18 protein-coding genes and 1 pseudogene are annotated in these 19,216 nt (G+C 60.0%); 8 read left to right on the top strand and 11 right to left on the bottom strand.

All coding sequences use genetic code 11. The features are described from left to right. The first annotated feature begins 124 nt into the window (after positions 1-124). The 4 genes and pseudogenes from PHS32_RS20645 to PHS32_RS20630 all read left to right on the top strand — a co-directional run bounded on the left by PHS32_RS20645 (position 125) and on the right by PHS32_RS20630 (position 3,246). Positions 125-757: an FMN-binding negative transcriptional regulator gene (locus tag PHS32_RS20645; protein WP_301081120.1), complete on the top strand. Its 633-nt coding sequence runs from the start codon at positions 125-127 to the stop codon at positions 755-757. Next, a pseudogene (tadA, locus tag PHS32_RS20640) lies at positions 757-1,200 on the top strand (tRNA adenosine(34) deaminase TadA); the annotation flags it as partial. The gene PHS32_RS20645 and the pseudogene tadA, both read left to right, overlap by 1 nt. A gap of 75 nt (positions 1,201-1,275) precedes the next feature. Next, entirely contained in the window at positions 1,276-2,265 is a 990-nt protein-coding gene (locus PHS32_RS20635) for an LD-carboxypeptidase (protein WP_301081118.1), read from the top strand. Positions 2,266-2,319: 54 nt separating this feature from the next. Further along, a complete protein-coding gene (locus PHS32_RS20630) occupies positions 2,320-3,246 on the top strand; it encodes an adenylate/guanylate cyclase domain-containing protein (RefSeq protein ID WP_301081116.1) in 927 nt (308 codons plus the stop codon). Here the strand turns inward: PHS32_RS20630 and PHS32_RS20625 are convergent. The 8 genes from PHS32_RS20625 to mltG all read right to left on the bottom strand — a co-directional run bounded on the left by PHS32_RS20625 (position 3,237) and on the right by mltG (position 11,383). After that, positions 3,237-5,537 (bottom strand): GspE/PulE family protein, encoded by a 2,301-nt coding sequence (locus PHS32_RS20625; RefSeq protein WP_301081114.1) that lies wholly within the window; start codon positions 5,535-5,537, stop codon positions 3,237-3,239. The two genes, PHS32_RS20630 and PHS32_RS20625, sit on opposite strands and share 10 nt — an antisense overlap. Positions 5,538-5,662: 125 nt before the next feature. Beyond that, positions 5,663-6,799, bottom strand: coding sequence for a PilT/PilU family type 4a pilus ATPase (locus PHS32_RS20620; protein ID WP_301081111.1), 1,137 nt, complete (start codon positions 6,797-6,799; stop codon positions 5,663-5,665). A gap of 62 nt (positions 6,800-6,861) precedes the next feature. Further along, a complete protein-coding gene (locus PHS32_RS20615; RefSeq protein ID WP_301081110.1) occupies positions 6,862-7,509 on the bottom strand; it encodes an ankyrin repeat domain-containing protein in 648 nt (215 codons plus the stop codon). Beyond that, positions 7,506-8,324, bottom strand: a complete 819-nt coding sequence (locus tag PHS32_RS20610; RefSeq protein WP_301081108.1) for a TatD family hydrolase — start codon at positions 8,322-8,324, stop codon at positions 7,506-7,508. Before PHS32_RS20610 ends, PHS32_RS20615 begins: the two co-directional genes overlap by 4 nt. Before the next feature lie 46 nt (positions 8,325-8,370). After that, the gene (locus PHS32_RS20605; RefSeq protein ID WP_301081107.1) at positions 8,371-8,721 is read right to left on the bottom strand and encodes a PilZ domain-containing protein; all 351 of its coding nucleotides are present in this window, start codon (positions 8,719-8,721) and stop codon (positions 8,371-8,373) included. A 14-nt stretch (positions 8,722-8,735) separates the two neighbouring features. Further along, positions 8,736-9,737, bottom strand: coding sequence for a DNA polymerase III subunit delta' (locus tag PHS32_RS20600; RefSeq protein WP_301081105.1), 1,002 nt, complete (start codon positions 9,735-9,737; stop codon positions 8,736-8,738). Then, entirely contained in the window at positions 9,734-10,393 is a 660-nt protein-coding gene (gene tmk / locus PHS32_RS20595) for a dTMP kinase (RefSeq protein ID WP_301081104.1), read from the bottom strand. Before tmk ends, PHS32_RS20600 begins: the two co-directional genes overlap by 4 nt. A 6-nt stretch (positions 10,394-10,399) precedes the next feature. After that, a complete protein-coding gene (gene mltG, locus PHS32_RS20590; RefSeq protein WP_301081101.1) occupies positions 10,400-11,383 on the bottom strand; it encodes an endolytic transglycosylase MltG in 984 nt (327 codons plus the stop codon). A gap of 47 nt (positions 11,384-11,430) precedes the next feature. Here mltG and PHS32_RS20585 point away from each other — a divergent pair, with 47 nt between their 5' ends. Then, complete coding sequence (locus PHS32_RS20585; protein ID WP_301081100.1) at positions 11,431-12,348, top strand: folate-binding protein; 918 nt, start codon at positions 11,431-11,433, stop codon at positions 12,346-12,348. A 254-nt stretch (positions 12,349-12,602) separates the two neighbouring features. Continuing rightward, complete coding sequence (locus PHS32_RS20580; RefSeq protein ID WP_301081098.1) at positions 12,603-12,884, top strand: GIY-YIG nuclease family protein; 282 nt, start codon at positions 12,603-12,605, stop codon at positions 12,882-12,884. A 361-nt stretch (positions 12,885-13,245) separates the two neighbouring features. Here PHS32_RS20580 and PHS32_RS20575 read toward each other — a convergent pair whose 3' ends face one another. The 3 genes from PHS32_RS20575 to PHS32_RS20565 form a co-directional block, all read right to left on the bottom strand. Next, positions 13,246-14,112 carry a YbgC/FadM family acyl-CoA thioesterase gene (locus tag PHS32_RS20575; protein ID WP_301081096.1) on the bottom strand — a complete coding sequence of 289 codons (867 nt, stop codon included), beginning with the start codon at positions 14,110-14,112 and terminating at the stop codon, positions 13,246-13,248. Between the two features lie 108 nt (positions 14,113-14,220). Beyond that, positions 14,221-14,904, bottom strand: a complete 684-nt coding sequence (locus PHS32_RS20570; RefSeq protein ID WP_301081094.1) for a ProQ/FINO family protein — start codon at positions 14,902-14,904, stop codon at positions 14,221-14,223. Continuing rightward, a complete protein-coding gene (locus PHS32_RS20565; protein WP_301081093.1) occupies positions 14,904-15,485 on the bottom strand; it encodes a thioredoxin domain-containing protein in 582 nt (193 codons plus the stop codon). The genes PHS32_RS20570 and PHS32_RS20565 overlap by 1 nt, the downstream gene beginning before the upstream one ends. A 110-nt stretch (positions 15,486-15,595) precedes the next feature. Between PHS32_RS20565 and PHS32_RS20560 the strand changes: the two genes are divergently transcribed. Both PHS32_RS20560 and PHS32_RS20555 read left to right on the top strand, forming a co-directional pair. After that, on the top strand, positions 15,596-18,250 hold the full coding sequence (locus PHS32_RS20560) for a circularly permuted type 2 ATP-grasp protein (protein WP_301081091.1): 2,655 nt from the start codon (positions 15,596-15,598) through the stop codon (positions 18,248-18,250). Further along, positions 18,247-19,164 (top strand): transglutaminase family protein, encoded by a 918-nt coding sequence (locus tag PHS32_RS20555; RefSeq protein ID WP_301081088.1) that lies wholly within the window; start codon positions 18,247-18,249, stop codon positions 19,162-19,164. Before PHS32_RS20560 ends, PHS32_RS20555 begins: the two co-directional genes overlap by 4 nt. Positions 19,165-19,216 lie beyond the last annotated feature (52 nt).

Here is a 19,216-nt window from a genome sequence, read left to right as displayed (position 1 = left end):
GCGGCAATTTTTACGCTGCCTATTTCCGCGATCTCGACGGTAACAAGCTTGCCGCTTTTTGCCTGCTGAAGGTGGCTAAATGAGACAAAACCGCGGCAGCCCGTAATCTGGGGTTTGATAGACGATGTACCAGCCACCTCATTTCAAATCAGGCGACCATGCGCACGCACTCAAGCTGATGCGGGACCACCCGTTTGCCAGCCTGATCAGCGCGGACGATACCGGCTTGCCTTTTGTCAGCCATGTCCCGTTGCACCTGAACGAGCAGGGCGATCAGTTGCTGTTGTTGGGTCACTGTGCCAAACCCAATCCGCATTGGCGCTACCTGAAGGCGCGCCCGCAGGCGGTGGTGACCTTCCTGGGGCCGCACGCCTACTTGTCGCCCCAGGTCTATCCTGATCTGGCGCGGGTGCCGACCTGGAACTATCTGGCGGTGCACTGCACCGTTCAGGCTTCACTGATTGAAGAACCGGATCAAAAAGACAGGCTACTGAAGCAATTGATTGCCGATCATGAGCCCGCCTATGCCCTGCAATGGCAGGCGCTGGGGAGCGAGTTTGCACAGAAAATGCTGGCCGGTATTGTGGGCTTTGAACTGCGCGTGACCGAACTGCAGTGCAAGCTCAAAATCAACCAGCACCGGCCTGAATCCCATGCTGCCATGCAGGCCATGTATGGGTCTGGAAATGACAACGAGCGCGCACTGGCTGCTTGGATGGAACGGCTGGGCATGCTGGCCGCCGCGCCGCAGCGCTGATGGACGACGCTGCTTTCATGACCCTGGCGCTGGCGCAGGCGCGTGCCGCCATGGCGGCCGGTGAAGTACCGGTGGGCGCGGTGGTTGTTCGTGCCGGACAGGTCATCGCCAGCGGCAGCAATGCACCGATCGGACGGCACGACCCCAGTGCCCACGCCGAAATCGTGGCACTGCGCGCGGCAGCGCTGGCCCTGGCCAACTATCGCCTGATTGATTGCGAGCTTTTTGTCACCCTGGAGCCCTGTGCCATGTGTGTCGGAGCGATGCTGCATGCACGCCTGAAGCGCGTGGTGTTTGGCGCGCCTGACCCGAAAACCGGTGCCGCCGGCTCGGTGCTCGATTTGTTTGCCAACCCACGCTTGAACCATCAAACCCAGCTGCAAGGTGGGCTGATGGCCGCTGAGTGTGCTGACCTGCTGCAAGATTTTTTTCAACAAAGACGGCGTTCGCCGCGCATTGCCTGCCAGCCGTCGGATGGCCATGCCGCACGACAATTCGAATCTGGTCCCCCTTGATTTATGAAAAAGCACATCTACGTTTACTCTCCGTCGGGCGCAGTGCGTGACCGGGCCGCGTTCAAACGCGGCGTCGCACGCTTGCAGGCGCTGGGCCATGAAGTTGAAATTGACGAAGCGGCGCTGGCCAGCTATTTGCGCTTTGCCGGTGATGACGAGACGCGACTGGCGGCCATCCATAGGGCCGCCGCCAGTGGCGCCGACGTTGCCTTGATTTCACGCGGCGGCTACGGTTTGAGTCGCATTCTGGGTGGCATTCATTACAAAAAAGTGGCCAAGGCGATTGACCAGGGGATGCTGTTCGTCGGTATCAGCGACTTCACCGCTTTTCAGAGCGCCGTGTTGGCCCGCACCGGCGCCATCACCTGGGCCGGGCCTGCGCTGTGCGAAGGTTTTGGGGTGGGTGGCAAACCGGACGCGGTGGAGGGTCATGGACACGGCGAGGTGCCGCTGCCCGATGACATCATGGAGGACTGCTTTGACGATCTGATCAGGGGGCAGGGCGAGGGTACCGGTTGGCGGCAAGATCGTGAACGCCCGCCCGCGCTTGTCGACTCAACGGCGTCCGGGGATGAGCCTGCGGTTCGTTTGAAAGACGGGATTATCTGGGGTGGCAACCTGTCGCTGCTGACTTCCCTGCTGGGTACCCCGTATTTTCCGCAAATCAAGGGCGGCATCCTGTTTCTGGAAGATGTAGCCGAGCATCCGTACCGGATTGAACGCATGCTCACGCAGTTGCTGCATGCCGGCGTACTGGCGCGCCAAAAAGCCATCGTGTTGGGTCAATTTACCGAATTCAAGCTGGTACCGCACGACCGGGGCTACAAGTTGGCGAGCGTGGTGGACTGGTTGCGTCAGCATGTCAAGATCCCCGTGGTTACCAATTTGCCCTATGGACACGTCGCCACCAAAGTGCTATTACCCGTCGGGGCCAAAGCCGATCTGCTGCTGGATGGACGCGACGCTTTACTCTTTTGGGGCCACATTGGATAAGCCTCGGATATGCCCTAAACTGTGCCCTGATTCAAGAAATGAAAACTGTTTCGAATGAGTGTTCAAGCTACTGTCGTTTTCACTGATCTTTTCGGCAGCACAAGTGTCTATGAGGCATTGGGCAATGCCCAGGCGACGCGTGCAGTTACCCAGGTGACGAGCTGGATTGCCAAGACCATTGAATCGCATGGCGGGCGTGTCGTGAAGATGCTGGGCGACGGTGTATTGGCCTTGTTTCGAAACAATCGGTCTGCCATCAATGCGGTGGTGGAGATTCAACGCAAACACCAGCAACGCATGCCCCAAATGGCCACTGCCTACCGTTTGCCGATTCGCATCGGGGTGGCCAGCGGGGCCGTCGAAATTGTGGCTGGGGACTGTTACGGCGATGCGGTCAACGTGGCGGCCCGGCTGAGTGACCTGTCCGGCGCGCATCAGATATGGGCCAACAGTGCCGCGCTCGACGATATCAACGAGGCAGAAGGGGTGCGCTTTCGCATCTTGGGACCGATCAGCATCCGGGGGCGGGCAGAACCTTGTACCGTTTACCAGGTCGACTGGGAGGATGATGCGCCTTCTTCCCTGTTGACCATGCAGTCCGACATGGTGCCGCTGTTCGATCCGACCCAAACCGACACCTTGGGAGGAGAGATCGAACTGGTTTGGATGGAGAAAAGAAAGTCCTTCAAGTCGTTTGACTTGCCGATTCACATAGGTCGTCTGCGGCAGGCCGAGTTTGTCGTCGATGATCCACGGGTCTCACGAACCCACGCCCGGGTTGATTGGCGCAACGGTGGCGTGATGTTGGTGGACCTTAGTTCCTACGGTTGCTGGGTCCGTTTTTCAGGCAGTAGCTCAGACCTGCTGCTCAGACGTGAAGAATGTGTTTTGCATGGGCACGGTGAAATTGCGCTGGGATCCTCTTTTGCTGATCTGAGTGCGCCGGTAGTACATTTTTCGGTGTCCAGGCCTCAGGTGTAAACGGTTTTAGCCTGCTCCAGATCGATCATGCCGGCGAGCACCTTTTCCAGCGCATCCTGACGCAGGGTTCGCATGCCGGCGCGGGAGGCCGCCGCAAAAATTTCTGAGGTCGGAGCCCCCGTCTGTATCTTGTGCCTCATCTCACCCACGTTTTCCAGCACCTCATAAATACCGGTACGGCCTTTATAGCCTCGGCCACCGCAGTGTTCACAGCCCACTGCTTCATGTACTGATGCCGGAGCCCCGGCCAGGTCCCCGGACCAAGCCGCCGCCAAAAGGCGTTTGCGTCCTTCGTCAACAGTCAAATCTGTGCCAGAGATGTAGTCATTCACCAGAGATTGCAAGGCGTCGTCGGAAAGCACTTTTGACGTCGCACAGTGTTTGCACAAACCGCGAACCAGCCTTTGCGCCACGACACCGATCAGGGAGTCGCCGAAGTTCAAAGGATCCATGCCCAATTCCAGCAGCCGGCTGACACTTTCGGCCGCACCATTGGTATGCAAGGTGGACAGGACCAGGTGCCCGGTCAGCGAGGCCTCAATGCAGACGTTCGCAGTTTCGTCGTCACGCACCTCGCCGATCATGATGACGTCCGGATCGGCCCGTAAAAAAGCGCGCATCGCGGCAGCGAAAGTCAAGCCGATCTTGGGATTGATCTGGAGTTGGCGTAAACCGGGCTGGGTGATTTCAATCGGGTCCTCGGCGGTCCATATTTTTCGATTTTCGGTGTTTATCTCGCTCAACAAGGAGTGCAGGGTGGTGGTTTTACCCGAGCCCGTCGGACCACAGGCAAGGAGCAGTCCAAACGGATGGTGCACCAGCCGTTTGACGATTTCGCTGTCGCGCGCCGAGAAGCCTAGCTGGGCCAGTGGAATCGGTTTGCTGGAGGCCAGCAAGCGCATCACCACGTCTTCCAGATTGTCGTGCGTCGGGAGAATCGCAACCCGCAGTTCGAGTTTGATATCGGAATAGTCGGAAAAATTGATTTTTCCATCCTGCGGCCGTCGCCGCTCCGAAATATCAAGTTTGCTCATGACCTTGATACGGGAAACCAGGGTGGCACGCAAATCTGCAGGCAGTTTCAGGTACTCCTCCAGATCCCCGTCTACGCGAAAACGAATCCTTGAAGTCTCTTCTCCGGGATTGGTTTCAATATGAATGTCGGAAGCTTTTTGCTTGTGCGCATCCGTGATCACGCGTTTGACCAGCAGCACCACGCTGGAACGCTCATCCACCGCTGCGCTGTGGACTTCGGCTCCTTGAACCCTGATCTCGTTCTGCGCCGCTGCCAGCAGGGATTGAAGATCCTGAGCCGGGTGTTTGAGCAAGCCAGCCTTCAAGACCGGCCCGGTGGGGGTCGCGTCCGGCGGGCGGCCGTTGTCGAGTTCCCGGCTGATCCTGGCATCGACTTGCATCTTGGAGGCCCACACCAGCACCAGATTGCAGCCGGCAATCATGCTCAATCGGGCCGACAGTTCCCGATTCATGGGACTGAATGACGCCATATAAAGGGTTCCGGCAGTCATGCCCAACGGCACTACCGAATGCTTGGCGGCTTCATTCCAGCCGATCTTGAGCAGCGCTTGAGGTGCCACCTTGAATGCCTGCGCGTCGACCTCGGGCGTTCTGACCATCAGCGCCCTGGCATGTTCGAGTTCCAGTTTGAACTGATCCGAATTGCTCACTCGGTCATCGATATAGGCGCGAAACTTGCCGGACCCACCGGCCTGCAATTCAGTAAACGTTTTCTCATCCAGAAGCCGGAGTTCAAGCAGCGCCTGAGCCAATGAAATAACAGCTTTCCCGCGGGCCTTTTCCAGTTCCAGCGACAGTTCATCCATGTTGCTTGCCAGGCCCGCTTTAGGTGGCGCTGGCTTTGTCGCAACCACTTCCTCGGACCGGACGCTGGCATCGGATAAGGCCGGCGCTGGGACCGCGGGGCGAGAGGGATCGAAACGAATGCTCCGCAACGAATTTCTGGGTATCCAAACGGCCTTGAACCGGGAATCGGCCTGCTGAACATAGAGGTAAACGCCACCCGCCTTTTGGTTCAGATAGCCCCAGGTCTGACCATCCAATTGTTTGCCATCCGCAAAAAGAACATGAAAAGTGCCGGCCTCCTCATGTGCCAGACCTTGTCCCTGCGCCGCAGGGACTCCGGCATCAGCAGTCTGGGCAAGGCAATCAGAGCATGTCACGGTTCGGATTTCGGAGACCGCAAGGACCAGCGGCTGCCCCCTGAACAACAGCGTCAGCTCTGAACTCTCCGACAGGCTTTCATCGGCCGGCAAGTCACCATGAATGAGTTCGCCATCGAGCAGTTGGACCTCTACCGCAAGCCTGGCCGACGCCTGCGCTTCGGAAGCAAATCGAAAGCGGGAGGGCAGGGGCCAGAAGAGGGACAGGTTTTGCGCAGTCATCGTTCAATTGTCAACCCCGGGGTCTGCTGGGGTTTGCCGCCACTGAGCCTGATGTGAAGGGACAAATCGGTCTTCGAATCCGCATAGTCAATCGCCTGCGTCAAGGTGATTTCGTGCCGCGTGAACAGATCGAACAAGGACTGGTCGAAAGTATGCATTCCAATCTCGGTACTTTTGGCAATCGCCGCCTTGATTTGATCAACTTGTCCTTTTTGGATCAAATCCGAAATGAAAGGCGATTGCAGCATGATTTCGGTTGCGGGAAGCAAACGATTATCGGTGCCCTGGATCAAACGCTGTGCGATGACACCTTTCAAATTCAGGGAAAGGTCCATCAAGATCTGTTTTCTTGATCCTTCGGGGAAAAGGTTGACGATGCGTTCGATCGCCTGATTGGCGTTATTGGCGTGCAGCGTGGAGAGACACAAGTGCCCCGTTTCGGCATAGTTCATGGCATGCTGCATGGTGATCTGGTCACGGATTTCACCGATCATGATCACGTCCGGTGCTTCCCGCATGGCGTGCCTGAGCGCATCCTCAAACGAATGGGTATCGAGCCCAACTTCGCGTTGGTCGACCACGCATTTTTTGTGGGGGTGAAGAAATTCGATCGGGTCTTCAATGGTCAGGATGTGACCGGGAGCCACTTCATTGCGGTGGTCGAGCATGGCGGCCAGGGTGCTTGATTTACCTGACCCGGCGGCACCCACGACCAGCACCAGGCCGCGCTTGAGCAGAGCCAATTTCTGCAGGACGCTTGGCAGCTTGAGGGCCGACAGGGAGGGAATCTTGTTTTTGACATAACGGATGACCATGCCGACCTCGCCACGCTGGAGGTACACATTGAGCCGAAAGCGCCCAAGCGTTTCAATCCCTATCGCCAGATCACATTCCAGATCGGCTTCAAATTGGCGCATTTGGGACTCGCTCATCATCGAGTAGGCCAGTTCCTTGACGCGGGCTGGCGCCAACGGCGGCATCGCCATGGGTCGCATGTTGCCCTCGACTTTGACCGTCGGCACGGCACCGACCGTCAAAAACAAATCGGATCCCTCAACTTCGACCAGGTACTGAAGGTAAGCGCCGAGGTCGTCGGTCAAGGAGGGAGTTTGAACGCTTTCAAATTGCCGCATCGCCGAGTCCTATTTGTTTATTAACATAATATACATCGTATAAAGTAGACAAAGCCCGTTTCCTAGGGTTTCTTGCTCTGGATAAAGGCGGCAATGATTTTGGCTGATTCAGGTCGATCGGCACGCTGCGCAAAATCAATGGCCGTCAAACCCTGCTCGTTCTTCAGCAAGGGGTCGGCACCGGCCTCCAGCAGCAGTTTGACCGCTGCCGGCGTGCCGTAGTGCGATGCCATCATGAGCGGTGTGCTGCCGTTGGGCGATGCGGCATCGATGTAGGCATGGTTCTCCAGCAGCAGGTTCATCACCGCCAGATGCCCATTGGTGGCCGCGTAATGCAGCGGTGTCCAGCCCGGCTTGTTCACATCAGCGCCGCTGGCGATGAGTTTTTCGCAGAGTTCGGTGAACCCTTTCAGGGCCGCCAGCATGAGTGGGCTTTCGTCTTGCAGGGTGCGCGGCTCGACGTTCACTTTGGGCCAGCCAAGCAGGACCGCAACAACCTTCAGGGACGATTGCCGGACGCCCAGAAGCAGACCGTGATCGCCTGCCGGGTCCAGCGTATTGGGGTCGAAACCGCGACTCAGCAAGGCCTTCACGGTGTCCGCATCGTCCCGCTTTATGGCATTGAAAAAATCATCGAACGAGCCAGCATGACAAGTAGAATAACAATAAAAAACAATAAGATATAGAAATCTCTTAAAGTAAATTATCATGATTCAAGAGTTCCCTGATCCGACCCCAGAACCTTTTTGAACAAGGTGTTGAAGTTATGGCTGGTGATGCTTCCAACGGCCTCCACCGGGCAGCTCCGCAGCGCCGCCAATTCTGCCGCCACATAGGGCACGAACGATGGGTTATTGGTTTTACCGCGGTGCGGTGCCGGTGCCAGATAAGGGCTGTCGGTTTCAATCAACAGACGGTCAAGAGGCACAAAGGCCGCCACATCACGCAGATACTGGGCGTTTTTGAAGGTCAAGATGCCGGAAAAAGAAATATAGAACCCCATGTCCAGCGCCGCGCGGGCGACTTGGGCGGTTTCTGTGAAGCAATGAAAAACGCCACCCGCACTGCCCGCAGATCCATCTTCCCCCTGCTCCCGCAAAATAGCCAAGGTGTCGTCCGCGGCGGACCGGGTATGGATCACCAGTGGCAGACCCAACTGGCGCGCAGCCTGGATATGGGTTCGAAAGCGGTCACGTTGCCAGCCCATGTCGGCTATGCTGCGACCGCCCAGGCGGTAGTAGTCAAGCCCCGTTTCACCGATTCCAACCACCCGTGGCATTTGTCCCCTGGTCAACAGATCCTGCAGACTCGGTTCAGCGACATTTTCATTGTCCGGGTGCACGCCAACCGTGGCCCATAAGTTGTCATGCTGGAGTGCCAGACCGTGAACCGCGTCAAACTCCTCCAGCGTCGTACAAATGCACAAGGCGCGGCTCACTCGCGCCTGGAGCATGGCTTGGCGGATGGCCGGCATTTGCGCTGCCAGTTCCGGGAAAGTCAGATGACAGTGTGAATCGGTGAACATGAGGAACCAGATTGGGAAGCCAGCCGACCGCGAAACAGTATTCCGGCTAAATGGTTTGTGTCGGCCGGTCCGATGCCATGTGGGAGCCCAAAATCTGTTCTATCTTGAGCCGCAGAGCGCGCGATTTTTCGTCTTTGGGGAACTGGATGCCAATGCCTTGTTTGCGATGGTTGGCGGCCTTGGCTGGCGTCACCCAGGCCACGGTTCCGGCCACCGGGTAGCGCTCCGGCTCCTCCGGCAGGGACAACAACACATAGACATCATCGCCCAGCTGGTAGTCGCGCAAGGTTGGGATAAAAATGCCGCCTTCCGCAAATAGCGGGATATAGGCTGCGTAAAGAGCCGATTTTTCCTTGATCGCCAATTGAATGACGCTGGGGCGCGGGCTGGATGACATTGATTTGCTTATGGCTATGGGTTTGAGTTTAGGGCCATTTGAGCCTGGCTCACAAGTGCTTCAAGCATCAAGCCGGCATTGAAGGGGTGTTCCACCGTGCGTTGGGTCACGGACAAGGCGTGAGCCCAGCTTGTCAACGTGGCCACGGAACCACCCGCCGGTAGGTCAGCCGTTTCAAAAAACCTGGGCCTGGCGCCGGCTTTCATTGCCAGCATATCGTGACAAAGTTTGTGTAAAGCACTCACGGTTTGCGCCGGTGACCAGTCTTTCAGCACGCTCACATCGCCCCGCGCCATCGCCTTCGGGAGTTTGACCCAGGCTTGTGCATCCTGCACCGATCGAGAAAACGACAGTGCGTCCTCGGGCCGTCCACCGGCCGCTTGCAGCATGACCTTGGCCGCTCCAGCGGCCAAGCCCTGAGCCTCCAGCCATGCCAAGGCCGCGTCGACCTGCGGCCACACCATGGTATGGCCCAGACAACGACTTCGAATCGTCGGCAGCAATTGATAAGCGGCTTCGCTGGCCAACACGAACTTGACATCGCCGGGTGGTTCCTCCAGTGTCTTGAGCAGTGCATTAGCAGTGACCACATTCATGCGTTCAGCCGGAAATACCAGTACCGCCTTGCCCCGGCCCCGGGCGCTGGTGCGCTGCGCGAACTCGACCGCGTCACGCATCGCATCGACCCGGATTTCCTTGCTGGCCTTGCGCTTCTTGTCGTCAATGTCGGATTGTGCTTTTTCACTCAAAGGCCAGCCCAATTCCAGCATCACGGTCTCCGGCATCAGAACACACAAATCGGCATGCGTGTGCACGTCGATCGCGTGGCAACTGGCGCAGTTGCCGCAAGCGCCATGTGCCGAGGGTTGGTCGCAAAGCCAGGCGCGGACCAGTGCCAGGGCCAGGCTGTACTGGCCCAGACCGGACGGTCCCGCCAACAACCAGGCATGGCCGCGTTGTGCCAGCAGTGCCTGGCTTTGCGCGGCAATCCAGGGTGCCACGGTGCCGTCACTCATGGCAGCCACCCCCTGCCTTGAAGGGCGCTCAAGACCTGTAGCCAAACGGCATCACGCGTGCAGTCCGCGTCAATCCGCGCGAAACGAACTGGATTGACCCTCATGCGCTGCAAATAGCCGTTCGCCACGCGTCTGAAAAACTCAAGCGGCTGAGCCTCAAACTTGTCCGGCGTGCGTGCACCCGTCAAACGCTGGGCCGCCACTTCGGCCGGAAGGTCAAACCAGATGGTCAGATTCGGCTGCCGGATAAAAGTGTTTTCCTTCACAGCCGTGGTTTGCACCATTTGCTCCAGCATCGACAGCAAATTCAGATCAAAGCCGCGTCCACCGCCCTGGTAGGCGAAGGTGGCGTCGGTAAAGCGGTCGCACAGCACCACATTGCCGCGCGCCAGCGCCGGCTCAATCACCTGCTGCAAATGATCACGCCGCGCGGCAAACACCAGCAAAGCTTCGGTCATGGCATCCATTGGATCGCTCAGCACCAGCAGCCGCAATTTTTCTGCCAGCGCTGTGCCACCCGGCTCGCGGGTAATGGTTACCACCCTGCCCTGCGCGTGAAATGCTTGTGCCAGTCCCTCGATGTGGGTTGATTTACCGGCGCCATCAATGCCTTCAAAACTGATAAAAAGACCGTTCAAGAGACTTCCTGTTGTCATGTGCAGTTACTGTCCGCGCTGGTATTTGTTGACCGCTCGATTGTGCTCTTCCAGGCTGGCGCTGAACTGGCTGCTGCCGTCGCCGCGAGCCACAAAGTACAGCGCCTTGGTGGCTGCCGGCTGCACGGCCGCCAGCAGCGCCGGCTTGCCCGGCATGGCAATCGGGGTCGCTGGCAAACCGGCGCGGGTGTAGGTATTCCAGGGTGTGTCGGTTTGCAGGTCGCGGCGTCGCAAGTTGCCGTCAAAGGCCTCACCCAAACCGTAAATCACGCTCGGATCGGTTTGCAGCATCATGCCGATGCGCAAGCGGTTGGTGAATACACCGGCAATCATCGGTCGGTCGCTGCTGCGTCCGGTCTCCTTCTCGACAATGCTGGCCAGAATCAGCGCCTGTTCCGCGGACTGCAGCGGAGTTTCGCTGGCGCGCTGCTGCCAGGCCGCTGCCAGTGCCTTATCCATGGCGCGCATTGCGCGTTTGAGCACCGCCAGGTCGCTGCTGCCTTTGGCGTAGGTATAGGTGTCAGGAAAAAAGCGTCCCTCCGCCGGCAGGCCCGGTCGGCCCAGTACTTTCATGATCAGATAGTCGGGCAGTCCTTTCGAATCGGGCGTGAGCTGCTCGGCTTTGGCCAGCGCCGCTCGAACCTGGTTGAAGTTCCAGCCCTCGACCAGCGTGACCGCTCGCAGCGCCTCTTCGCCGCGCACCAGTTTTCGCAACAAGCTGCGCGGGCTGGCGCCGGCCTCGATTTCATAGCTGCCAGCCTTGATCTGGCGCGATTGTCCCGACAGACGAAACCACCAGTACAGCAGGGACGGATTGACCTGTACGCCAGCGTCGCTGACCAATTGGGCTACGGCGCGCACCGATGTTCCCGGCTCCACCGACAGCTCGACCGTGTCGGCGTTCAAGCTCAGGTTCTGGTTCAGCCACCAGGCGGTGGCGCCACCCAGAACAGCGGCAATGACAACAATTGAGATAAGGAGACGACGCACAGCCTTACAGCCTTCCATGAAATCGAAGGGGGATGATAATTCACGTCATGCAAATCAAACTCAATGGCGTGGCAGCACTGACGGGCCTGGGCGTCATCCGGGCCGTTGGCGTTGACGCCGCCCAATTTCTGCATGGGCAACTGACCCAGGATTTTTCATTGTTGAGCCTGACCGAATCCCGCCTGGCCGCCTTTTGTTCGGCCAAGGGCCGGATGCTGGCCAGCTTCCATGGCTTCAAGCGCAGTCAGACCGAAATCTTGCTGATCTGTAGTCGGGATATTCTCCCTGCCACCCTCAAAAATCTGTCCAGATTCGTGTTGCGGGCCAAGGTCAGCCTGAGCGATGCCAGCAACGATTACGCCGTGTTTGGCCTGGCCGGCGACGCCGTGTCAGCGATCACTGGCGGCCCGCACCCGGTCTGGTCCAAGCTCGATAGGGGCCATGCCTCGGTGGTTTTTTTGTACCCAGCCGAGGGTGTGCCCCGGGCGCTGTGGCTGGCTCCGGTCACCGACCCGGCACCGGCCGGTTCGGTCATGAGCCCATCAGACTGGTCCTGGGGTGAGGTTCGCAGCGGCATTGCCATGATCACACTGCCCGTCGTGGAAGCGTTTGTGCCGCAGATGCTCAACTACGAGTCGGTTGGCGGTGTGAACTTTAAAAAAGGTTGCTATCCGGGCCAGGAAGTGGTGGCGCGCAGCCAGTTTCGCGGCACCCTCAAGCGCCGCGCCTTTGCCGCCCATTCGGATGCCCCCATGACGGCCGGCGATGAAGTGTTCCAGGACGCCGACGACAGCCAGCCCTGCGGCACCGTGGCCCAGGCGGCCGCGGCACCAAGCGGCGGTTTTGATGCCATTGTCTCGATGCAAATCGCGGCGGCCGAATCCGGCGCTCTGCATCTGGGCGCTGCCAATGGGCCAGCGCTGGTGGTGGCACCGCCGCCCTACCCTTTGCTGGCAGACATCTGATTTATTTGATCCTGGGCGATATCGGTGGCAGCGGGGCACAGTCAGCCGGCGCCCTCATACTGTCAAAGGCCCAGAAATCGGTCTCCGGCAGACTGCACCCCACTGCTGGCACGGAGTAGAAGATTCGCTCTGTTCCAGTTCAAGGCCGGTGGGCAGCCTACTGGCAAGTCACTGGTCGCCGCGTCGCGCTCCCATCGTTGACGGTCCGTGATCACGCTACCATCAATCCCGGCAGCCATTGAAAAGGGAACTGAATGAACGTGGTTTATCGGATCACTTATCCGAACGGGAAGATATATGTCGGCCAAGACCGGACCAACAGTATCAATTATTTTGGTGGCGCGTCGAGCGAACTGATTGCCAAGGATTTCACTTGGGAGCAAAGACAAAGCTTCACGGTCACTCGGAACATTCTTTGGGAATCAGAAACGGCAACTCGATCCGAGGTCACACAGAAAGAATTCGAGATGATCCGACGGCACAAATCAAACAATCCCGAGGTTGGTTACAACCTGATGCCACCATTGCGGAGATGAGCTGGTCAATCACGATCCAGTTGATTTGGAGTTGATCCAGGCTCGCAGGGTGATGGTGTCAACCCCAAATCCGCAGGTTCCGAAATATGGTGTTGGGTTTGCCGCTTCCAATCATCCGCGCACCGACACCATTGAACAAGCTGGGGCGGGTGTTGCCGGGGACCGATTTCTGGGCCTTTGACAGCATGAGGGCCCCGGCAATGCCTGCCCCAGCGGCCACAAACGCAGCCAGTACCGCGAAACACAGCGTGAAGTTACAACGACGTTGCGCTGCTGCGGGCTCATGGCTGAGGGATCTCCTGCATACCCTTCGACGCGCTCAGGGTCAGTCGGTATGGATGAGTTGTCCGTTGAGCACGCTTCAAAGCGCGTGCACCATCTCGACGTGCACGATGCCGGCCTCTTCGAACGGTTCGCCACGCCGCACAAAGCCGAGCCGGGCATAGAAGCCCTCGGCCGTGCGCTGCGCGTGCAACAGCACTTCGTGGTCGCCGCGCTGGGCCGCCGCCTGCATCAGGGCGCGCAGCAGGTCGCGCCCCAGATTGGAACCCCGCAGCACCCGGTTGACAGCCATCCGACCAATTCGGCCGACACCGGGGGACTGTTGCAGCAAGCGTCCGGTGGCCACGGCCAGCCCCATCCGATTGCGCGCCAGCACATGAACGGCCGTTGGGTCGGCCGCATCCCACGCCAGTTCGATCGGAATGCGTTGCTCGTCGACAAACACCTCGGTGCGTATCTGGCGGGCTGACGGGCCAAGGTCGGTCCAGCTTCCCAATTCAACCCGTACCATCGGCTCCCAAGCCTCGTAAGCCAGCAGAATATCCCGCAATACAGCCGGCACCGGCTTGGAAGTTTGGCTGGCAGGGTCGGCAAAGACGTAGAGCAGATCACAACTGATCAAGTGCTCTTCGGCCCGGAAAATCGCGCCTTTGAACAGAATCGACGAGTTGCCGATGCGGCTGCACTTGATCGCCACATCGAGCTGGTCGTCCAGCCGCGCCGAGGCGTGGTATTCGACGGTGGCCTTTTTGACGTACATATCGCCCGCCAACGCCTGCATGGTGATGTCGTAAGGCAAGGCCAGGGCGCGCCAGTAGTCGGCAATCGCCGTGTCGAAGTACGTCAGGTAGTGCGCGTTGAAGACGATCTTCTGCAGGTCCACTTCAGCCCAGCGCACCCGAAGCCGGTGAAAAAAACGAAAATCCTGGCGTGTCGAGTCGGTCATGATGGCGTCTGTTCCGGGTCTGGGTTTGTCTTCTTTTATCCTACACCCGAACCCGCCGTGACCCCAACTTGGCCGGCCTTCGGACACACGGGGTATGGAACGAAGCAGTCAACGATTTCGCTTCAGTGCCCGGCTCACGTCGCGCGGGTCCAGGCCGTACATATCGGCAAACTCGGTGGCCGTCTTGCCACTGCTCTCGAAGGCCCGCAGCAAAGCCTCTTGTCTGGCCAGTTGCTGGTCGCGCTCGGCAAACGCTTCTTCCAGCAAGGTGTTGGCGTCAGCGTCCCTGCCCTGGACCCTTGAGCGGTATTCCTGGCGCGTCAAGCCGGAGGCCTCGAACGCAGCCATCAATTGCTTGCGCAATCGGGGCCGCAAATCTTCGGCACTGCGGCTCTGCCGACGGCGAAACAATTCAAACAGGGCCAGGTAAACGTGCTCCGGCGCCACCGCCTCCACCGCCACGCCTTGAAGATCGTGCCGCTGCTTGCCGGCCGCAACGCTTTGCAGGTAAGGCGTGGAACGGGTATGCACGCTGAGCGCGGTTTTCAGGCTGGCACGCTCCAGTTGTTCTGGGTGTTGGGCCAGCAACTCCTGAAAAATACCCAGTTTGAGCGGCAGGAATTCGGCGCCAAACAGCTGCGGGTAGAGTTCGAACAGCGTCTCCAGCACCGGTTGTACCGATTGCCGGCGCCCGGCTCGCTTGGGTTGATCGTTGGCTGGCGCCGGCACCAGGGTTGGTTCGGCCGCTTGCGGGCTGGTACTGGTCACGGGAGTTGGCTCTGAGTCAATCATCAGAGCAATTCCAGGCCCAGGAATTCGGCCAGCGCGGCCGTGCTCAAGGCCCCCTCACGGCTCACGGTCTGACCGGTTTTCTGATTCTTGGCGACAATGAAAGGGACCGATTCGGCGCTAAAACTGTTCAGTATCTGGGTGTTGTTCTTGATCGCTTTTTCAATCTCGGGAGCGATGCTGCTGGACGCCGAAATACCACCCTTGCCGGCCAGCAGCGAGGCTTCGTGCTCGGCCATCAGCGCGCTGGGGTTGGCCGCCGTCATGAGCGCCGCGCCTTGCGCCAGACTGGTGGCATTGATCAGGTTCACTGGAATCCAGACAAACTTGAGCTTTTGCTGCAGAGCGGCGGAAGCTTCCCACAAGTGCCCGCAGTGCGGGCACTGGGGGTCGAAGAAAACATAGACCGTGTTGGCGCTCATCAAAGCGCCGACGCTGAAGCCTTTGGCCTGGGCGGACACGGTGGCCAATGACACTTCGCGCTTGACCGGGGCGGCGGAACTGGCCGACTCCTGCGGCGAGCAGCCGCAGACGAGCAGCGCCATGAGCAGCAGGAAGGAGGAGATGGAGCGATGGAATTTCAAGGGATACCTCTTTGTGTGCGGCGCTGGCGAATGGGAAAATCTGGCGGCCGCAGGGCCAGCATCTTACCGTGGACGGCCCGGCTTTGCGGGCGCTGGCATACTTCGACCCAGTGACAGACTCAATCACCCCCCCTCCTGCCGCCAAAGCTGTTGAGTCACCCGCCTGGTGTGTCCTTACGCGGGCCTGTACCGCGGCGCCCGGGCACTTCGACGAACTGCGCGGCAGCAGCACACCCGTTGCCGACGCCACCGACTCGGATGCGACCGGTTTGATGGCGGGCGATTTGAAGTTGACGCCGGCCTGGGCGCAGTTCTTCGACACCTTGCCAGACCCGGGGCCGCTTGAGCTGAACCGGCGCTGGGCCAGCCTGGGGAGCCAGCTCGGTGACAACGGTGCCGCCTACAACGTTTACACCGGTCAAGGTGGATCACAGCGGCCCTGGCCGCTGGGCTTGTTTCCGCTGCTGATCGAACCCGACAGTTGGCAGCAAATCGAATCCGGCGTCCTGCAACGGGTGCGCTTGCTGGAACAGGTGATGGCCGATACCTACGGGCCGCAACAGTTGCTGGCCCGTGGTTTGCTACCACCGGCCTTGGTGCAGGGGCACCCCGGCTATTTACGCGCCATGCACGGCGTCAAACCGGTCGGCGGCAACTATCTGCACATTGCCGCGTTCGATTTGGCGCGCGGGCCGGACGGTCATTGGTCGGTGCTGGCCCAGCGTTGCCAGGCTCCGTCCGGATTGGGTTACTTGCTGGAGAACCGGCGGGCCATCGCGGCCCAGTTTCCGCAGGCTTTTCAGGCCTTGCAGGTGCAACATTTGACCGGCACTTATCAGGCCTTGGTGGAGAGCCTGAGGAAGATGAGTCCGGCTGGCGCCGACCCGCACCTGGCATTGCTCACCCCCGGTCCGCACAACGAAAGCTATTTTGAACACACTTACCTGGCACGCCAGCTGGGCTTGACGCTGGTGGAAGGTTGCGACCTGATGGTGCGCGACCAGCGTCTCTACCTCAAGACGATCAAGGGCCTGGTGCCGGTTCATGGCTTGCTCAAGCGGCTTGACGACGAATACCTCGACCCGCTGGAACTGCGCGCCGACTCGATGCTGGGTGTGCCGGGCTTGTTGCAGGTGATTCGGGCCGGCAACCTGTTGCTGGCCAACGCGCCGGGCGCGGCCTTTCTGGAGTCCCCCGCCCTGGCGGCCTTTTTGCCGGCTTTGTCGCGGCACCTGCTGGACCAAGAACTGAAGCTGCCAGCCCTCGCCAGTTGGTGGTGCGGCGAGCGGCCGGCCATGGAACAGGCCTTGCCGCGGCTGCGCGACAGCACCCTCCAGTCGACTTATCCCGGCCCGCCCCTGCACGCCAGTTTTGATTCGGTGCCGGGCTGGTCCCTGTCCGCGCAGGAACTTGGCGAATGGGCCGGACGCATTTCACGGCACGGCGAAGACTACACAGTGCAGGCTTATGCGCCCTTGTCGCAAATGCCGACCTGGCAGGCAGCGGCTGGAGATAGCGGTGGGCAGATGGTGGCGCGCCCGGTGATGTTGCGGGTGTTTGCGCTATCGGACGGCGCACAGTCCTGGCGCGTGTTGCCCGGCGGACTGGCGCGCCTCACGGGAGCGGCGACCCGCAGTGCCTCCATGCAAGACGGCGGCAGCAGCGCCGACGTCTGGGCTCTGACGCACGGCGAAGTCGACAACGACGCCCTGCAGCCCCCCGATCCGACGCCGGCAGGGCTGACGCAGCGCAATGGGCTGGTGACCAGCCGGGCGGCAGAAAATCTGTTCTGGCTGGGCCGTTACAGCGAGCGTACCGAGAACGCGGTTGGGCTGGCCCGCCTGACGCTGGCAGGTCTGCATGGCGAAGCACAATCCTCACTGCCTTTGCTGACCTGGTTCGGCCAGATGGCGCTAGCCAATACCCTGGTGTTGCCGGATGTGCCAACAGCGGCGCAGGCGCGCCCGGTTTTTGAACGCTCATTGATCTCGGGTTTGGCCAACTGGGAGGGTGCCACCAGTGTCGGCTACGACCTGCGCGCCCTCAAAATGACCGGCTTCAAGGTGCGCGAGCGGTTGTCGCAAGAGCATTGGCACCTTCTGCTGCGCGCCGAGGAAGAGTTGTTTGCACGTGGCAGCGAGCTTGCCACCTGTTCATCGCAGGAAGCCTTGCAGATGCTAGAAAACACCCGTCAACAAATGGCTGCCATCGCGGGTGCGCAGACCGTCCACATGCCACGCGATGACGGCTGGCACCTGCTGAGCGTCGGGCGCCAGATCGAGCGCCTGGGTTTTCTGGCGTCCTCGCTGCTGAGCGGCTTGCAGACTGGCGCGGTCCTTACCACGGGTGGCTTCGAGGCCATGCTGGCGCTGTTTGACAGCAGCCTTGCGTTCCACGCGCAGTACCGGCAAAGCCGCGACCTGGCCGCCTTGATCGACTGCCTGGTGCTGGACCACGACAACCCTCGTTCCCTGGCCTGGGTGGCCCAAACCCTGCGCGCGCTACTGGCCGAACTGGCCGGCAGCGAGCCCGGTCAACCTGGCGCCCTGTCACGGCAGGTGCCCGACCCGGCGACCTGGCGTCTAGCCCCATTGTGCGAAACCCGGCCGGACAGCGGGGCGGTCTTCAAGGAGCCAGACCATTTCCCGACCCTGAACGGATTGCTGCTGCAATGCGCGGCGACAGCCCGCCAACTGTCCGACGAGATCGGCCGCAGCTATTTCTCCCTCACGGGTGAGGCGGAGCGGAGTGTGGGCACCCGATGAAGCTGCAGATCACCCATCAAACCCGCTATGACTACCTGCCGGCGGTGGAAACGGCCCAGCACGTGGCCTATCTGCAGCCGGTCAGCAACCGCTATCAGCAGCTCTTGAGCCATTCGTTGCTGATCAGCCCGACGCCGGCCCATATGACCCAGACACTTGATGTTTTTGGCAATCCGCGCTGCTTTTTTTCCCTCCAGACGCCGCACACCCAGCTGGATGTGCTGGCGCGCAGTGTGGTTGCCACCCAGACACGCGGGTTGCCTTTCTCCAGCATCAGTTGGGAGCAAACCCGGGAGCAGTTCCGGTATCGGTCAGGCCGCCCCTATGACGCCGCGACCGAGTTTGTCTTTGCCTCGCCTTTTTGCCCCAGGAGGTCCGAGTTCGAGGACTATGCACGGCCCAGTTTTGTGCCCGGCCGCAGTGTGCTGGCGGCGGCGCAGGATTTGATGCAGCGTATTCACACCGACTTTGTCTACGAAAGCCAGAGCACGCAGATCAACACGCCGGCACTGCAAGCCCTGCAGCAGCGCAAAGGGGTCTGCCAAGACTTCGCCCACATCATGATCGCCTGTCTGCGCAGCATGGGTGTCGCGGCACGCTATGTCAGCGGCTATTTGCTGACCCAGCCGGCGCCCGGCAGCGTCAAGCTCCAGGGCGGCGACGCATCCCATGCCTGGGTTGCGGTCTATGCGCCGGACCTGCCGGCCGGTCAGCGTTGGTGCGATTTCGACCCCACCAACCGGCGTTGCGGCTGGCATTCACCCGGGGAAGACTATGTAACATTGGCCATCGGACGCGATTTTTCCGATGTGTCGCCGCTGCGCGGGGTGATCCATGGTGGTGCCAGCCACACACTGGCGGTCGGGGTTACCGTGGAAGCCCTGTCCGCCATGCCTGCCCTAGCCAAGGAATGACCCGCTCGCAGAATCAAACCTGATTTCATACCTCAACTTCAACTCAAGGAAA

It is taken from the genome of Rhodoferax sp. (assembly GCF_028714215.1).
In the GTDB taxonomy this organism is placed as follows: Bacteria; Pseudomonadota; Gammaproteobacteria; order Burkholderiales; family Burkholderiaceae_C; genus Rhodoferax.
The sequence above is the reverse complement of the archived record's forward strand: the minus strand, read 5'-3'. Positions and strand labels throughout refer to the sequence as shown.

What these genes read in the sequence shown, in the direction of transcription:
- PHS32_RS20645 (WP_301081120.1), top strand. Translation starts at nt 125, where the DNA reads ATGTACCAGCCACCTCATTTCAAATCAGGCGACCATGCGCACGCACTC.
- PHS32_RS20635 (WP_301081118.1), top strand. Translation starts at nt 1,276, where the DNA reads ATGAAAAAGCACATCTACGTTTACTCTCCGTCGGGCGCAGTGCGTGAC.
- PHS32_RS20630 (WP_301081116.1), top strand. Translation starts at nt 2,320, where the DNA reads ATGAGTGTTCAAGCTACTGTCGTTTTCACTGATCTTTTCGGCAGCACA.
- PHS32_RS20620 (WP_301081111.1), bottom strand. Translation starts at nt 6,799, where the DNA reads ATGCGGCAATTTGAAAGCGTTCAAACTCCCTCCTTGACCGACGACCTC.
- PHS32_RS20615 (WP_301081110.1), bottom strand. Translation starts at nt 7,509, where the DNA reads ATGATAATTTACTTTAAGAGATTTCTATATCTTATTGTTTTTTATTGT.
- PHS32_RS20610 (WP_301081108.1), bottom strand. Translation starts at nt 8,324, where the DNA reads ATGTTCACCGATTCACACTGTCATCTGACTTTCCCGGAACTGGCAGCG.
- PHS32_RS20605 (WP_301081107.1), bottom strand. Translation starts at nt 8,721, where the DNA reads ATGTCATCCAGCCCGCGCCCCAGCGTCATTCAATTGGCGATCAAGGAA.
- PHS32_RS20600 (WP_301081105.1), bottom strand. Translation starts at nt 9,737, where the DNA reads ATGAGTGACGGCACCGTGGCACCCTGGATTGCCGCGCAAAGCCAGGCA.
- tmk (WP_301081104.1), bottom strand. Translation starts at nt 10,393, where the DNA reads ATGACAACAGGAAGTCTCTTGAACGGTCTTTTTATCAGTTTTGAAGGC.
- PHS32_RS20585 (WP_301081100.1), top strand. Translation starts at nt 11,431, where the DNA reads ATGCAAATCAAACTCAATGGCGTGGCAGCACTGACGGGCCTGGGCGTC.
- PHS32_RS20580 (WP_301081098.1), top strand. Translation starts at nt 12,603, where the DNA reads ATGAACGTGGTTTATCGGATCACTTATCCGAACGGGAAGATATATGTC.
- PHS32_RS20575 (WP_301081096.1), bottom strand. Translation starts at nt 14,112, where the DNA reads ATGACCGACTCGACACGCCAGGATTTTCGTTTTTTTCACCGGCTTCGG.
- PHS32_RS20570 (WP_301081094.1), bottom strand. Translation starts at nt 14,904, where the DNA reads ATGATTGACTCAGAGCCAACTCCCGTGACCAGTACCAGCCCGCAAGCG.
- PHS32_RS20555 (WP_301081088.1), top strand. Translation starts at nt 18,247, where the DNA reads ATGAAGCTGCAGATCACCCATCAAACCCGCTATGACTACCTGCCGGCG.